Source organism: Odoribacter sp. (assembly GCF_985060555.1).
In genome coordinates this window covers 1-17,268 of record NZ_CFKYFN010000071.1, presented here as the reverse complement: position 1 = coordinate 17,268, position 17,268 = coordinate 1, and the positions used below count along the sequence as shown (strand labels likewise).

The following is a 17,268-nucleotide window of genomic DNA, read 5'->3' as shown; positions in this document are numbered from 1 at the left end:
CGTTCGGAAAACCTAACCGGACCCTCGTTCCTGCTCCAATGGTCTTCCGCCATAAAACCCTGCATCTTCCGTCAGCACTACAGGGCAAAGAAGGAAAGTTTTATTGAATGAAAGGGCAGGCCACCCTGACCGGAGTACGGATACCTGGGTCACCTGACCGGATTATTCCTATAAAATACCGATTACTGAATTAATCCCGAAGGTAAGGGTTCAGAAAAACAGTTGTTTGATAGAAGTTTATACCTTTCAGGTCACAGTTCGTTTTCCATGCCGTGATAACGTGAGTCGGAGGTGTTCGTGTTCGGGGACCATTGGAGCTCTGGCGAGTGTCGTCTTGCCTTTTCTGAACGACCGACCGGTGGTGTCTGACGGAAACGTAACGTAAAGTTTTTTGCGGAGTGAGGAGTTCCGCCGGTCAGTGATAGAAAAAGCCAGACGACCGACAGAAGCAACCGGGTCCCCGAACACGAACACTGAAGACGAATAAGTAACGACAGAATAATTCTACTTTTAAATTAGTTTATTCGATCCTTACATTTAGCTCCACCTTTCCCGGTGGCATGCAGATATAATCATTGCAACATTGATACTCCACCGTGCAGTGAACCTCTCCTTTGCCTTTTCCTTTGATTTCCTGACGGAAAACAACTTCTCCTTCATAATACCTGGTTCCCGCCTCATTCAGCTTTTTACTGACAGGCCACAGCAATTTTTCTGCTTCTCCCCATCCTTCCGGAAAAGTAAACTGCAAAGCAGTCGGCATATACGGATCTGTAGACGCCACCCGGGCATACGTATGATACCCCGGATGAATATTCATCTTTACCACGACCCACTTATTACCGTTTTCCGCCTCTTCGGTTTTCATTTCCATATATACCGGATTTTTATCACTGTTCAGGGCAGCTTCTGTTTCCGGAACTCTTCGTTTCTCTCCCCGGTAATCTTCACCCGGAATCTTTTGTCCCCTCATCCGATAATCATTTCCCGGCACACTCAAATCCCTCGTATTTACCATAAAAAACCAACCGCCGGATTCGGTAAAAAATATCCGGTCTTTATTGGTTTCGTACCAATCGCGCCATTCCTGCGGTGTAGCGAAACGACACAGCGTATAACGGGTAAGTACCCGTTTGGCCTTATCCACTTCCTCTCCCCGTTCCCAACAACCGATAGCCTTGTCCAACAAACGGATATCATTATTGGGAATCCCCCAGCTTTTCACATCTTCATCTACCATCCAATAAATCACTTTATCGCCACCGTAAAAATAATCCCGGTTGTCATCGAAATAATCCTTGTAAGCCTGTTCATTGTCCCCGAACTTTTCAAACAAAACAGGTTCACGGGATTTCAGCCATTCTGCATAACTCTGTAGTTTTACGGTACTCCTTAAAGCTGCTTTTTCTTCACTTGTCAGCTTCTCCCCTTTGGCCTGCTTCGCCAGAGCCACTTTTTTGATTTCTTCCGTTTTTTCTATATACTGTTTCTCCACGACCATTCTTTCCTGCCATCTTTTATAGGAAATAAAATCTTTCTGCTGTACGGCATATTCACGGGTGGCTATATCACTTTTATATCTCCGGGCGATAGGTGTCTGGCCCGCGAATTTTGAAATATATGCCACGGCATTGGCAAAAACAGTCTGTGCTTCATCCGTCATATTCTCCGGGGAGGCAGAAAATCCCCAAAAGAAGAAATTACCATGCCTTCCCATCGCTACGGCATCGATATCTTTAGCACTGACACCCCCTGAGATGTATTCGGCATCCGGCGAATCCGCAAATCCCCAGGGTCTGGCGATCATTCCGGGGCGGAAACCTTCTTCAGTTTTATATCCTTTTGTCTGTACCCGCCACATTTCCAGCGAATCCGGCAAAGGTTGCCCGTCAGTCCGTACAAAACGGAATGCCTCCGAAGGAGTCGGTTTTAGTTCCACTGAAATATTCACCTCAAAAGGTCCGTGAAAAATAGGATGTTCTTTATTAAAATGATGCGCATCTGCATCCAGACACAAACAATACCAATCTGTTTTTACACCGATCCGTGTCCCAACGATATCGCCTGCTTCAGCGATAAATACCATCGGACGGTCGAAATCCTCCGGCAAATAAGCAGGATTCCGCCTACTGATAACCATCCCTTCTTCATTCACTATTTCCTGAGCAGGTTGCAATTCACGTGGGGTGCCATCCATGATAGTCACATCATAACGGTCCGACATTTCCGGGAGATAATCCCGGGCACTGACCACCTCTACATTTCTGAAATACCGTCTCAGTAATTTTTCGAATGCAGCCGTACGTTTGCGGACACTTTTTTCCAAAACAGCAGGTTCCGGGTTATGAATCATGGTTTCTATTTCGGGAGAACCTCCTACATACAATACACTCAAATCACTTTTTACCTGTTTACCGCATACCTCTGCCGTCAGCAACAAGAAAGCGATACAATATCCTATTATTCTTTTCATTTTTTCAAATTATGATAAATTTTAGTTTCCGACTTTTTTCAATACTCATTCTGTACCAGTTTCTTATTCAAACTGATCTCTTCCGATGGGATCAGACACATCGTTCTCCGTGAAGTCTGCGGATCGATTTCGTTATACTGCCGGGCCGTATAGGAACTATATGCCACAGAAACCTCTTTCCTTTCCATTTTTCTACCATTCCGTACATAATCATAATAGGTCTGAGCCTCAAAAGCCAGTTCTCTCCGGCGTTCGTCAAAAATTTCATCGAATAGTTCCATCCCCGATATTCCGCTCAACGGCGACAATCCTGCACGCTGACGAATGTAGTTCAAATCCGCCAGGGCCTTACCGCTTTCCCCCAACTTCATATACGCTTCCGCCCGGTTTAAAATCACTTCCCCGGCCCGGATAAACACAACCGGACAGGCAAAGCTGTAGTAACCGGAAAATGCCTCATACTTTCCGCCATTATATTTTTTAGTGTTATACCGACCGTTAAAGCGACCGGAAGGTTCTGTAAAATACGTCCAGCGCAAATCTTTTTCCTGATCCATAATCTCCTCATAATCCCGCGAAACGACACAGTTGTAACCGGAAGTACTTGCAGAAGATTCATAACCGTACCACGAATAATAATTATGCACCAGATTGTGGATTCTGCTGGGAAAATTAGCCGGAGTAAAAGCGAATAAAATCTCTTTATTGGTTTTGGGATTATCGTACAAGTCTTTTAACTCCTCCCCTTGCAGCACCTCTACGACATCATTTTTCATACTGAAGGTCGAATCGGCATAACGGACGGCCCGACAGTCATATATTGAGAGAGCAACGAATCCTGCTCATTTTCAGTACTCATCAGCTTGCCGAACCGGACAGGAGTATACCATTTGTATCGCATTTTCAATTCATTCTGGATGGCCCAATGAATCGAACTTGCAAGGTATACACTGCTATATTTTTCCAATTCTTCGGCAGTTTTTTTTCCTGTTAAAACTTGCACAGCGATTATTCCGACCGACAACAATTCTTCGTAATCGATAAAATTCTGTTTACGGTCGATAAGATTTTTTTGCTCGGCCTGTGCAATAATCCGAACGATATCGAGATATTTTTTAGGAGGCTCTGAAAAAAGCATACTGGAAGAATCAGAAAAATCCGGATCAAAAGTGATGTTCTTATTATATTCTATTTTCTGTCCAACTATACTGATTGCCTGGCACAAAAAATTTACAACAGGCATAATATCTCTGTAACATGCTTCAAATGTTTTTCCCTGTTCTTTGGCTATTTCACTCACAAACTTCTGTTCATAAATGAGTTGTCGGGCAAGATCGCGGTGAGAAACAGGGATACTATCGATTGCCTGCAATAAAATACGGCTTGCATTCTCAATTTCAGACCGAAGATTATTCTCTTGAAACAAACCGATATGGTTATATAGTAAAACGATGGTCCGGTATATAGAAAGAAAAAGCATTTGATTTTGATTTAACCACTTATTTTCTTTTTTAATCTCCATTCTTTGATGAGGAATAACCTGTCCATACCATTTGTATCTTATCTGCAATTCATTTTGAATAGCCCATTGGATTGCAGTAGCCAAATAGAAAGCATTGTATTTTTCCAATTGTTCGGGGGTTTTATTCTTTATCATCACCTGAACGGCAATTATTCCGATAGCCAGCAGCTCTTCATATTCAGGCATTTCACAAGCATTAAAGAAACGGGCATGTTCTGTCCGGGCCACTGCCCGAACAATATCGATATAATTATTCAGTCTTTTACTGGAATCCGACAATTGGGTTTGCGGTATTCCATACAGCTTTTTATATAAATCAGACCGGCTCCGGTCAAACGCCGGGTCCATTTTAACCACCTTATTCCAGGCTTCGGCAGCTTTATCCCGCTGTCCCATCATCAGGTAGATTTCCCCTTTGGAATCGATGTAATTCGGATCGGCAGAATCCCGGGCAATCGCTTTGTCGATATAAACCATAGCTTTTGTAAAATCCTGTTTTACATACTGACCTTTTGCATACATATAAGCCAGCTGGTTATCAGCCTCCAAAATTTCCGCATCGGCAGCCCGAACATAAAAATCATAAGCATTCCGATAATCCCCGGCCCAATAATACAGTAAACCGAGCCGATAAGCTGCAACAGCACCCCCCTTTTCAAGCGCTTGTCTGAAACAAGCTGCCGCTTCTGCTAAATTACACTCGGCGTATACACTATCAGCTAAAATATGTCCTTTCAGATACCAATAAAAAGCTTTATGATCATCAGGTGTCACTTTATCTTTCAACAGGTCGTCGGCCAAATGATAAATGGCATATCCGGCAAGTCCGATGTTCTTCGAATCCTGAAGCATAAATTCGAAACGTTTATAAATGAAATCATAAAGCCATCCCTGTAATTTCCGGGTATTATCGGGAAGTATCAATAAAGTAGATTCAGGTACAGCCCCCTCAGCTACCATTTCCACATTTTCTCCCACCCGGATAGATTCCAAAGAAAAACAGCCGTAAAAAGCATTTTCACCGATCCCGGTGACACTTTTAGGTAGCGTAACCGACAACAACCGCTTATTATTTTTAAATGCATTAGCTCCGATCGATACGAGACGGTATTTCTCCCCTTTGTATTTTACAAACTCAGGTAAAACCAATTCTCCCTCAGGATCATTATAACTAATTATACTTTTAGGCCAAATAGCGACTGTTTTTTCCTGAGCCGACAATATTTTATAATAAATAGGATGTCCGGTCGTCGAGTCTGTAAAATCATAAAAAGAATTCAATCTTTTCTCTGCGTAGCGGCTACTATCATCAGCAGAGATCAGCGATAAAGCTTGTTCATAACAGCTTCGCGCTTTCTCAAGATACTGAATCTCCTTGACCGAACGGTATTCATACAAATTTCCTAACATAATCAGTCCGGCATAGGATGGAAGTCGGGCAGCCTCGGTAACTTTAGCAAACAAGGTATCCGGATCATTCGAGTTATCCCCTTCCAGACAAAGCCATTGCCCTAATTGGGGTGCAAATTCGCCGGGAAAGGCTTTATTCAGCAGCCGGTAAACTTCTACCAGCTTATGAGTAGTTTCGATACGCTGATCGTTATAGTCCCAACCACCCATTTCATAAAGACCGACTTGCTGACGAAGTTTACTGGCCATCAATAATAAATCCTGCTGAGCCTCGTTTTTCATAGTCTGTCCGGCCTGAATCACCCTTTCACCGGTATTCCATTTATTCAACTGCTCGTTCGTCTGACCGATCAGTTCCAATTCCTCATATAAACGTATTCCCTCATCGATCTTGCCTTCTTCCACCAATTGCAAGGCCCGGCTTATTTTATCGTCCATTTCGTTCCGGTCGATACGGGCAAAGATTTCAACATAGGTATTTATATTACTGAGTTTTTCCTGATAAGATTTTTCCAGTTGTTTCAATTTTTCGGTTAGTTCCAATTCATTGGCAATACTGGTTTCAGCCAGCTTCTTCTGACGCAGATAATCGTCGCGGTACGATTTTTCAATAATCCCGTAAAACTTTTTCTTCAAAGCCCGGAACTCACCTTCCCGGCACATCACCACCACAAAGGGAGTCTTATTATCGGAAATCCTCCATATCTCCAACGCTTCTTTATTAAAAAGGATGTATCCCGGTTTATAAATCTCATTGTACTTTACGGCCTGTCCTGGCTTTAACACGGCAAAATGAAGTTCGAAACGTCCTTGCTCGTCACTGACAGCCGAAGGAGAACCGACCACCTGAAGTTCTACTCCTGGCAAAGGTGTCTTTTCCTCAACCCCATTATATTCTTTGACATACCCGGTCTCTATACATTGCGATTGTGCTATCCGGAATAAGAAAAGCAGAACAAACAGTATGGTTATTGACTGATACTTCATCATAATCGTTCTTTTCATTTAATTTTAACCCGATCAGTATGCTGGAACAATTCTTTTAACTCAAGCCCACCCGCCGGTCCTACGTATTTTTCCGCATGGGATAAGGAGTAAGGTTTTTGGCATCAGGACACTCGTCGACCCGTAAACGGGGAAGATAGCCTTCTTTCTCTATTCGGACAGACTTGGACAAAGTCTGTTCCTGTAAGGGAAAAACTATTTTAAAAATCCCACGGACATCGGTTCTGGTTGTCCGATTATCGACAGTAACAACGGCATCCTGGACAGGCACCCCCTCTTGTTCATCGTAAACTATTCCCTGATAGACACCGAACGTACTGTCACGTTTCAACTCCAATGTCACATAGGTCGTCATTCCCCAGGAAAAATGTCCCTGAAAACGTAAAGTATCGTAATAACCGGCATTAAATTCCAACATATACGGCCGTCCTTTATAATATGGCCGGATATTATCCAGGATTAAAACTGTATCCAAAGAACCGATATTCTGTTCTGTACCGTTGAAAATAATTTTTGCACAGGAAGGCAACGGCAATCGGTGAGATAAATCTTTCACGGTGAGCTCTACCCTTGAAGGAATAGCAAAAAAATAAAAGATAATCAGCAAAAAAGCCAGCATCGTAGCGACATAACTACGACGTAACCTTTTCTCCCGCTGCCATCTCTGCCACAAACTATCGAAGCGAAGCGACAACATCCGGGCTATAACTTTAATAAAAGCCCGTTCTTTACCGATCTCCTGTACATTAATCCCCAGCAACTCCTTATCCTTGGGTATATTCTTCAATGCCTGGGGGAAACATTCCTCTACAGCAGAACCGGCATGAGGAAGTCCTTCAACAATAAACGGGATGATATTTCCCAAACGTCCTTCGTCGATAAATACCTGAATTTCTTTGTTCACCCATTCCGATCGTGAGGCATGAGGCGAACAGATAACAATAAGGAATTCAGAGCTCTGTAATTGTTTTTCAAGTTCATCGCTTAATATACCCCCCCCTAAATCTGTCTTGTCCCGGAAGATTGGACGTAAATGCCTGGGCAATGACGGATTTGTCTTCTTTAGTATTGTAGGTAATTTATACCCTTCCAGTTTACGCTGAAGCCATTCCGCCCATTTTTCATCTTCACGCTTATAGCTTATAAAAGCATAATTATCGTAAATTCGTTTATTATCCATCGGTCCTCTTTATTACCCCAGGAAGAAAAAAAGAAATAACCGGGGATCCAATTTTTCCCGTAAAATTTCGAGCGCTTTGGCTTTCGCCTTTTTAACCGTACTATCCGAAACGCCCAATTGTTCGGCAATTTCAATATTTTTCAAACCTTCAATAAAACTTAATTCAAAAATCTGACGTTCTCTATCCGGCAAGCTGTGAATAGCATTGAACAACAACAACTGTGTCTCCTGGTCAATAACCGTATTGGCAAAAAATGCTTCATTTTCCAGCTGGGAAGAATACCGTTCCTGTGCTTTTCCTTTCCGGTAAGGCTGATGATCTCATTTTTTACAGAAGTGTATAAAAAAGATTTCAATGTATAGATAGAATCAAAAGAGTCTCTTCTTTTCCAGGCATTAAAAATAGCATTTTGTACGCAATCTTCTGCCAGAAAATCATGCCGGTCACCTGCATTTTTTACAGCATACAACAATAATCCCGGATAAATTCTACGGTAAAACAATTCCAATTGTCCTTTTTTAAAAGCCTGCAACACTTGTAAATCAGTAACTCCCATCCTACTTAATTACAATCTTCATTTTTCACACTTCACGACATATACCTGTCCTGCCTGATACTTTTTTATCATCACCCGATTTCCTTTTTCGATATAATCTCCCAACAAAGAGACGGCATCATACACTTCTCCGCCTACTTCCACTTTCCCGGCAGGCCGCAAATCTGTCACCGCGATCCCCTGTTTGCCGATTTCTTCCCGTACCGACAAATCTACTCCTACATAACCGTCTTCCGGTTTTTGTTCAGCATGCAAGGCAAAAGCCCAACGACGGCTCCCGAATAATTTAGCCCCCAACCACATGCTCATCAACAAGGATACCAAAGAAGCACTCACCACCAGAAACAGGGAACGCACCAACGGACGTACAAAATCACCCAGGAAACGGAAAGAGAAATGATCTATCCCTGCAAAAACCAAGGCCACTATAATCAATACAATTCCGGAAATACCTGCTACACCGAAGCCCGGAATCACAAAAATTTCCAGAAGCAACAAGACGACTCCCACGACAAAAGCAATGATCTCCCAGTACCCGGCAAACCCTTCGAGATACAAGGGAGCGAAATAGAGCAGGCAAGCCGTCAGGGCGGCAGCCAAAGGAAAACCGATCCCCGGGGTCTGCAATTCGAAATAGATACCACCGACAATGACCATAATCAACAATCCCTGTATCACGGGATTGATCAGAAAACCGATAATCCGATCGGTGACGGTAGGATGATAGCTCCGGATCGTATAGTTTTCAACCTGTTCTTTTTTCAATACTTCCTCCACACTTTCTGCCATTCCGTCACAAAAACCGTATTTCATGGCTTCCCGGGCAGTGAAAGTCACTACCCGTCCGCTATCGGTAATACCCTGGATATAAATAGACTGATCCACCATGGCTTCGGCGATATGCGGATTCCGCTTCCAACGATAAACCGTATCCCTGCCCTGAACCAACGTATCCCTGCCCTGAGCTTCTGCCGTAGAACGAATCATCGAGCGCATATAGGACTGATATTTATCGGGCATCGCCTCACCCGTTTGATTCACGACCGTAGCCGCCCCGATATTCGCCCCCTCGCGCATATAGATTTTGTCGCAGGCAATAGAAATCAATGCCCCGGCAGAGGCAGCATTATTATCGATAAATACCCATACCGGTTTCCGTGAGTTCAGAATCATACTACGCAAAGAATCGGCATACACGACCATCCCACCGTAAGTATTCATATGAATCAAAATATAATCCGCCTTTTCCTGCCAGGCCAGGTCGAAAGATTTTCGGGCCAGACGCCACACTTCCGGACCGATCTCGTCTTTAATATCCACTTTATAAACGACTTTTTCGGGTTCGGCAGCCCCAAGCGTGTTCAACCAGCAAATCCCCAGCACAAGCAAAACAAGCTTCCTGAACGTATATATCCCTGACATAAGCATCATCGGTATTTTGTAATAGGTAAACAAATATAAGCTTTTTTATCTTATCCAACTCCTTCCATCAAATTTTCTTTTATAAATATAAGATGCAGCCCGGCAAAATCAATCAAACAAATTTGTTGTTTTTACTCCCGCCTTTGCATATATTTGTAACGTTTCATTATTTCAATCCCGGTTATGAGCAAATTTGTAATTACCTTAGTTGTTTTTTCACTCTATTCGATGAGTTTTGCCTCTACCCCTCCCATACGGCAAGAGCTAGGAAATAACTGGCAATTCAGGCAATACCATATCGGTAAATGGTTACCGGCCGAAGTACCCGGGACAGTACATACCGATCTGATAAACAATGGGATCATCGAAGATCCGTTCTATCGCGACAATGAAAAACACATCCAATGGATCGATAAAGCCGACTGGGAATACGAACTTCGTTTTCAGGTGGACGAACAATTGGCCGGGCAAAAACACAAACAACTCGTATTTCAGGGATTAGACACCTGGTGCGACATCACCCTGAACGGTCAGCCTCTTCTATCTACCAACAATATGTTCAGGACCTGGAAAGCAGATGTCTCCGGCCTGCTTTCCGATAAAGAAAATATACTGCATCTTCGCTTTCGTTCTCCCATCCGGCAAGGTATGAAAGAAATGGAAAAATACGGATTACCCTTGCCGGCTTCCAACGACCAAAGCGAAAACGGAGGAATGGGCCCTAACCGGGTGAGCGTTTTCAGCCGGAAAGCCCCTTATCATTTCGGTTGGGACTGGGGCCCGCGGTTAGTCACTTCAGGTATCTGGCGGCCGATTTTCCTGGAAGGCTGGGATGACCTGAATATCGAACAGGTTTTTATCGAACAGCCGCAAGTCACTCCCGTACAAGCCGATTTGAAAGCATCTGTCCGTTTGACGACGGAACATCACGAAAAACTGATCGCAGAAGTAAAATGTGATTCCCGGATATTGGCGAAAAGCGAGGTGGAAACCCAACCGGGAGAAAACCGGTTAACCCTCCCGTTTACCATTAAAAAACCCAGATTATGGTGGAGTAACGGTTTAGGAAAAGCCAACCTTTATACATTCCGGATCGATTTGAAAAAAGACGGAAAAGTAGTTGCCAGCCGCGAAGTAACCACCGGTCTGCGTTCTCTGAAATTAGTACGCCGGCAAGATACCCAGGGAGAAACTTTCTACTTTGAATTGAACGGAATCCCTGTTTTTGCCAAAGGAGTCAATGCCATTCCCAACGATGTTTTTCTCCCCAGAATCAGTCGTTCGGATTACGAAAAAATGGTGACGGATGCCGCGAATGCCAATATGAATATGATCCGGATCTGGGGTGGAGGTATTTATGAAGACGATTATTTCTATGAACTCTGTGATCGCCACGGCATCATGGTCTGGCAGGATTTTATGTTTGCCTGTGCCATGTATCCCGGCAATCCTGAATTTCTGGAAAATGTAAAACAAGAAGCCGTCGATAACGTTATCCGGCTAAGAAATCATCCCTGTATAGCCCTGTGGTGTGGTAACAACGAAATAGATGCAGCCTGGAGAGGTTGGGGATGGAAAAGAGAGTATACCCAGCAACAACAAGAACGGATTTTCAAGGCCTACACCGATGTCTTCCATCGGCTCCTGCCCGAAGTGATTGAAAAATATACCGATGGAGACGATTACTGGCCTTCTTCACCGATGTCGGGACCGGAAATCGGAGACCATGAAATCCGTCCTGCCAACCGGGGGGATAACCACTACTGGGGGGTATGGCACGAAAAACACAAGTTTGAAGAATACGAAAAAAACATCGGCCGTTTCATCAGTGAACACGGTTTCCAATCCTTCCCTGAATTTGAAACCGTCCGGCAATACACTTTACCGGAAGATTACGACATCGAATCGGAGATCATGTCGGCTCATCAACGCAGTGGAATCGGCAACCTGCGCATCCGGGAATACATGGGCTGGTATTATCAGGTACCGGAAGATTTCGGGCAAATGCTGTACATGAGCCAGGTATTGCAAGCCCGGGCCATGCGAATAGCCATGGAAACACATCGGCGGCATATGCCCTATTGTATGGGATCGCTGGTTTGGCAGCTGAACGATTGCTGGCCGGTAGCCAGCTGGTCGACAACCGATTATTACCACAACTGGAAAGCGGCCCAGTATGCGCTACGGGAAGCCTGCAAGCCGGTGATATTAGCTCCCCAGGTAACGGCAGACAGTCTGAAACTCTGGGTGGTAAACGATCTGCCAACTCCTCTCGCAGGAACCTATACCTTAGAGATAAAAGGATTCGACGGAAAACTGCATCAAACCCGGCAAGGCAAATATAAAATCAAAGCCAACAAAGCCGCCCCAATCGCAGCATCGTCAATCGCCGGTTTGCTGCAAGACAATTCACACCGGGAAACCATGGCCGTCATCACCATCCGGCAAGGCAAAAAAATCGTAGACCGCCAAAATGTATATTTTGCTCTACCGAAAGAGTTACTGCTCAGACAACCCGATATTCAGATTCAAATATCCGAAGAGCAAGGCAAAAAATACCTGACAGCCACCACCGACCGTCTGGCCTGTGATGTCATGTTTTACCTCCCCGGAGTAAAAGCGGTTTTTACAGACAACTATAAAGATCTGCTCCCGGGTCACCCCTTCCGTACAGAAATCCGCACACCCCTCTCCAAAGAAGAAATCGAACAGCAAATCCGATGCAGATGGGTTGGAAAATAGCGATTGCTTTATTTAACAGATTTATCGTTCATCCTTTCTACTGCAATAGTACCGGCAATTACCGACAATAATGACACAAAACAACAAGCGGCCAGGCTTAGGGCCGGAATCATAAGAGCCAAAGCGAATACAGTACCTATTCCTGTCACCAAACCGATATTTTTATTCACATAACGGACGCTCTGTCTGACATTAAAACGCTTTCTCTCGATAGCATAATCGATAAAGGCAAAACCGTAAAAATAAGCCGAGGTAAAGAAGATGGCAAAAGGAGCGATTACCCCCACAAGCGGAATAAATGAGCAAAGAAATAATACAAAAGAAATAAACAACTGAAAAATCATATTTCTCAGGGCGATCAGAATTCCCCGAAAAATCTCCCAGGCAAACTGCCTGAAACTAAAGGGAAATTCCCTTCCGGTAAGATGAGCTTCCGTCCGTTCGGACAGCCAGGAATATACCGGCGACATAACGACAAGCACAATATATCCGCCGAAAGCAACGAAAAGGAAGAAATACAGAATCCGCAATACAATCTTAATCAGCACGCTTGTCGTGGTCGTCACCCATTGCAGCCAGGAGATGCCCCCCACCCAGGCAGTAAGCTTAGCCTCGATCAAGCCGTACAGGCTATCTCCCGCTAAAGAAATCAGGATATTTCCCCCAATGAACAATAGCAATAAAATAATGACCGGAAAAAGTAAAAACCACCAGAATTTCCGGCTGAACAAAATTCCGAATGCTTTTCCATAAAGCTGTATCCCTGTAAAGAATCCCATTTTATCAAACTCAATTTAAATTGAAGACAAATGTAAGGAGGAAAAAGCAGATTTTCCGGCTATTTTTTCTATTTTTGTGAGCAAAAATAGTGCAGATTGTCTGATTGAACCAAATTCGTAGAACATAAATCTAATATTCACTTGTTATATACTATGCAACCATTAACAGCAATATCCCCGATCGACGGGAGATACAGAGATAAAGTCGAAAATTTGTCCAATTATTTTTCTGAAAGTGCTTTAATCCGTTACCGGGTAACGGTGGAGGTGGAATATTTTATTGCCTTATGCGAAATACCTCTTCCCCAATTGGCCGGTTTCAATCACCAGACTTTCGAGCAATTACGGGAAATATACCTCAATTTCACCGTCGAAGATGCCCAGCGGATCAAAGACATCGAGAAAGTCACCAATCACGACGTGAAAGCTGTCGAATACTTTATCAAAGAAAAATTCGATGCTTTAAATCTGCAACCATACAAAGAATTCATCCATTTCGGCCTGACTTCACAGGATATCAACAATACAGCGGTTCCCTGTTCGTTCCGGGATGCCGTTCACGATGTCTATTATCCTGTCATCGACGAACTGATCGCCAAACTCGAAGAGCTGGCCGAAGAATGGAAAGAAGTGCCGATGCTGGCCAAAACTCATGGACAACCGGCTTCTCCTACCCGTTTAGGGAAAGAGCTCAAAGTATTCACTTACCGGTTGAGCCGTCAGTTGGAGTTATTGAAAAAAGTAGCCATTTCCGGAAAATTCGGTGGAGCTACCGGTAACTTCAATGCACACAACATTGCTTTCCCGGAAATCGACTGGGCTGAATTCGGAAACCGCTTTTTAACTCAAAAATTAAAAATCGAACGGGAAACATACACGACCCAGATTTCCAATTACGATAATTTTGCAGCTCTGTTCGATAACCTTCGAAGGATCAATAATATTATTATCGACCTCGACCGGGATTTCTGGACTTACATCTCGATGACTTATTTCAAACAGAAAATCAAAGCCGGTGAAGTCGGTTCGTCCGCTATGCCCCATAAAGTAAATCCGATCGATTTCGAAAATTCAGAAGGTAACCTGGGCATCGCCAATGCCATATTCGATCACCTGAGTAATAAGTTGCCGATTTCACGTCTTCAACGAGATCTCACCGACTCAACCGTACTGCGGAACATCGGTGTCCCTTTAGCCCATACGATTATTGCTGTCAAATCGACTTTGAAAGGGTTGAACAAGCTTATTATCAATAAAGAAGCGATCGAAAAAGATCTCGAAAAAAACTGGGCGGTCGTGGCCGAAGCCATTCAAACCGTTCTGCGCCGTGAAGGATATCCCAACCCCTACGAAGCACTGAAAGCCTTGACACGTACCAACAATAAAATTACACAGGAATCTATCGCAGAATTTATCGACACACTCGATATTTCAGCTGAACTGAAAAAAACTCTGAAACAGATTACTCCCTCGAATTATACAGGAATTTAGTTAAAGAGTTGCTGAGTTATAGAGTTACTAAGTTATAGAGTTAAAGAGTTAAAGAGTTATGAAGTTTTGGAGTTTTGGAGTTTAAGAGTGCAACAACTCAGCAACTTAGCAACTTAGCAACTTAGCAACTCAGTAACTCAGTAACTCAGCAACTTAGCAACTCAGTAACTCAGTAACTCAGCAACTTAGCAACTCAGTAACTCAGCAACTTAGCAACTTAGCAACTTAGCAACTCAGTAACTCAGCAACTTAGCAACTCAGTAACTCAGCAACTTAGCAACTTAGCAACTCAGCAACTCAGCAACTCAGCAACTCAACAACTCAGCAACTTTACCTATGCACGATTTAATCCTTATTCTCAAGCGTTTTATTCCACCTTATAAACTCCGGGTTACCAAAAGTATCATCTTCAATTTCCTCCATGCGATTTTCGGAAGTCTTTCCATCGCGATGCTGGGACCTATCCTGAAGATTATATTCAACAACGAACAGGATGTAACTGAACTTGTTCCTTTCGAATTTAACAGTGAATCTATCGGACAAATTTTTAATTACTACATCACAACGATCAAATACACTTACGGTCCATCGACAACCTTAATTCTGATCGGGGTGGTAGCCATCGTAACTACTGCTTTAAAAACCGGTTTCGCCTATTTGGGAGCTTATGAATTGATTTATATCCGGAATGGAGTCGTCAGGGACATCCGTCGTAAAATCTATGCCAAAATATTATCCTTACCTCTTCCCTTCTTTTCCGAAGAGCGCAAAGGAGATATTATCGCCCGTATGACCGGAGATGTACAAGAAGTAGAAGCCTCCGTGATGAGTTCTTTGGATATGCTCTTCCAAAGTCCGATTTTGATTATTGTCTATCTGACTTCCATGTTGTTTATGAGCTGGCAGCTCACTTTATTTGTTTTCATTCTTCTCCCCATTATGGGTTTATTGATCGGCCGGGTAGGTAAAAACCTGAAGCGCCGTTCTTGGGAAGGACAAACGAAAATGGGAGAAATTCTGGCTTTAATGGAAGAAACTTTATCCGGTTTGCGAATCATCAAGGCTTTCAATGCAGAGCCCAAAATGACTGAAAAATTCTCAACGGAAAACGAAAGCTACCGGAAAATACAAAACCGTCTGATGCGGCGGCGTTCATTGGCCCATCCGATGAGTGAATTTCTCGGTACGATCGTCGTAGTCATCATCCTGTGGTTCGGAGGAACGCTGATTTTGAATAATACCGGCAACTTATCGGGTCCAAGTTTTATTATCTATATCGGTTTGTTTTATTCTATCATCAATCCGGCGAAAAACCTGACTAACGCCTATTACAGCGTCCAAAAAGGATTGGCAGCGATGGAGCGTATAGACGTTATTCTGGCTGCAGAATCTTCTATACAGGAACCTGAAAATCCGCGAAAACTGGAACAATTCCAACAAGCTGTCGAATACAAAGACGTCAACTTTTCATATAACGAAAGTAAACAGGTACTCAAAAACATCAATCTGGTCATTCCGAAAGGAAAAACGGTAGCCCTTGTCGGCCAATCGGGTTCCGGAAAAAGTACCTTTGTCGATTTGTTACCCCGTTTTTACGATGTGAATAGTGGAAAAATTTGTATCGACGGTATTGATATCCGGGAACTTTCTTTTTATAATTTGCGGGAATTTATGGGGAATGTAAACCAGGATCCTATTCTATTCAACGATACGATCTATAACAACATCGCTTTCGGTATCGAAAATGCCACTTTGGAACAGGTTGAACAAGCTGCCCGTATCGCTAATGCACACGAATTTATCTTACAAACCGAACACGGTTACCAAACCATAATCGGTGACCGGGGAGGCAAATTGAGTGGGGGCCAGCGCCAGCGCCTGAGTATAGCCCGTGCCGTATTGAAAAATCCTCCGATCATGATCCTGGACGAAGCCACTTCTGCCCTGGATACCGAATCGGAAAAACTAGTACAGGAAGCTCTGGATAATCTGATGAAAAACCGTACCTCTATCGTGATCGCCCACCGCCTGTCTACCATCAAAAATGCCGACCTGATTTGTGTCTTCCATGAAGGAGAAATCGTCGAACGGGGAACTCATGAAGAACTCCTGAGTCTGAATGGTATTTATACTAAATTGTATAGTATGCAGAGTTTTTAGAGGGGATAGAGTTGCTGAGTTACTGAGTTGCTGAGTTACTGAGTTGCTGAGTTGCTGAGTTATTGAGTTATTGAGTTATTGAGTTTATATATGAATTTAAATAAATAAATTATGGGAGGAGTAGTTAAGTTTGAAGAATTGAATATTTGGCAGGAAGCCCGAAGGATTGTGAAGGAAATATACCAGAACACTGCATCCATTAAAGATATGGGTTTTAATGAGCAGATACAAAGGGCAGCTATTTCGATAATGAATAATATCGCAGAAGGGTTTGAATCCGGGAGCAATCCGATGTTCAAACGCTTTCTCTGTATATCTAAAGGAAGCTGTGGAGAAGTTAAAAGTATGCTTTATATTGCTAAAGATTTAAACTACATATCCGAAGAAAAAAGTGAATTACTCCTCCAGGATTGCCAGGGCCTATCTGTAGCAATTAACAAATTTATCCATTATCTGCAACAACACCCCACCCATTAACTCAGCCCCCCAACAACTCTATAACTCTATAACTCTATAACTCAGCAACT

General features: G+C 43.3%; 12 protein-coding genes. 4 read left to right on the top strand and 8 right to left on the bottom strand.

Features of this window, described 5'->3' with window-relative positions; all coding sequences use genetic code 11:
• Positions 1-520: 520 nt before the first annotated feature.
• From AC5RDS_RS09595 to AC5RDS_RS09565, 7 genes are all read right to left on the bottom strand, one after another.
• Complete coding sequence (locus tag AC5RDS_RS09595; RefSeq protein ID WP_259318436.1) at positions 521-2,473, bottom strand: protein-disulfide reductase DsbD N-terminal domain-containing protein; 1,953 nt, start codon at positions 2,471-2,473, stop codon at positions 521-523.
• Between the two features lie 38 nt (positions 2,474-2,511).
• Positions 2,512-3,249, bottom strand: a complete 738-nt coding sequence (locus AC5RDS_RS09590) for a RagB/SusD family nutrient uptake outer membrane protein (RefSeq protein WP_217778167.1) — start codon at positions 3,247-3,249, stop codon at positions 2,512-2,514.
• Positions 3,246-6,410 carry a leucine-rich repeat protein gene (locus AC5RDS_RS09585; protein WP_494222319.1) on the bottom strand — a complete coding sequence of 1,055 codons (3,165 nt, stop codon included), beginning with the start codon at positions 6,408-6,410 and terminating at the stop codon, positions 3,246-3,248. Before AC5RDS_RS09585 ends, AC5RDS_RS09590 begins: the two co-directional genes overlap by 4 nt.
• 61 nt (positions 6,411-6,471) lie before the next feature.
• On the bottom strand, positions 6,472-7,590 hold the full coding sequence (locus AC5RDS_RS09580; RefSeq protein WP_306446411.1) for a toll/interleukin-1 receptor domain-containing protein: 1,119 nt from the start codon (positions 7,588-7,590) through the stop codon (positions 6,472-6,474).
• 12 nt (positions 7,591-7,602) lie between these two features.
• Positions 7,603-7,806: an RNA polymerase sigma factor gene (locus AC5RDS_RS09575; RefSeq protein ID WP_494222320.1), complete on the bottom strand. Its 204-nt coding sequence runs from the start codon at positions 7,804-7,806 to the stop codon at positions 7,603-7,605.
• A complete protein-coding gene (locus tag AC5RDS_RS09570; protein WP_494222318.1) occupies positions 7,749-8,147 on the bottom strand; it encodes an RNA polymerase sigma factor in 399 nt (132 codons plus the stop codon). The genes AC5RDS_RS09575 and AC5RDS_RS09570 overlap by 58 nt, the downstream gene beginning before the upstream one ends.
• 18 nt (positions 8,148-8,165) lie before the next feature.
• On the bottom strand, positions 8,166-9,569 hold the full coding sequence (locus AC5RDS_RS09565; RefSeq protein ID WP_118103157.1) for an NfeD family protein: 1,404 nt from the start codon (positions 9,567-9,569) through the stop codon (positions 8,166-8,168).
• A 183-nt stretch (positions 9,570-9,752) separates the two neighbouring features.
• On the opposite strand from AC5RDS_RS09565, the gene AC5RDS_RS09560 reads away from it, so the two are divergent.
• Positions 9,753-12,311 carry a beta-mannosidase gene (locus AC5RDS_RS09560; RefSeq protein ID WP_494222317.1) on the top strand — a complete coding sequence of 853 codons (2,559 nt, stop codon included), beginning with the start codon at positions 9,753-9,755 and terminating at the stop codon, positions 12,309-12,311.
• Between the two features lie 8 nt (positions 12,312-12,319).
• Here AC5RDS_RS09560 and AC5RDS_RS09555 read toward each other — a convergent pair whose 3' ends face one another.
• Positions 12,320-13,090, bottom strand: a complete 771-nt coding sequence (locus tag AC5RDS_RS09555) for an EI24 domain-containing protein (protein WP_013611208.1) — start codon at positions 13,088-13,090, stop codon at positions 12,320-12,322.
• Between the two features lie 153 nt (positions 13,091-13,243).
• Here AC5RDS_RS09555 and purB point away from each other — a divergent pair, with 153 nt between their 5' ends.
• The 3 genes from purB to AC5RDS_RS09540 all read left to right on the top strand — a co-directional run bounded on the left by purB (position 13,244) and on the right by AC5RDS_RS09540 (position 17,218).
• On the top strand, positions 13,244-14,581 hold the full coding sequence (purB, locus tag AC5RDS_RS09550) for an adenylosuccinate lyase (protein ID WP_013611209.1): 1,338 nt from the start codon (positions 13,244-13,246) through the stop codon (positions 14,579-14,581).
• 336 nt (positions 14,582-14,917) lie between these two features.
• Positions 14,918-16,741: an ABC transporter ATP-binding protein gene (locus AC5RDS_RS09545; protein WP_013611210.1), complete on the top strand. Its 1,824-nt coding sequence runs from the start codon at positions 14,918-14,920 to the stop codon at positions 16,739-16,741.
• 111 nt (positions 16,742-16,852) lie between these two features.
• Positions 16,853-17,218, top strand: a complete 366-nt coding sequence (locus AC5RDS_RS09540; protein WP_022160835.1) for a four helix bundle protein — start codon at positions 16,853-16,855, stop codon at positions 17,216-17,218.
• Positions 17,219-17,268 lie beyond the last annotated feature (50 nt).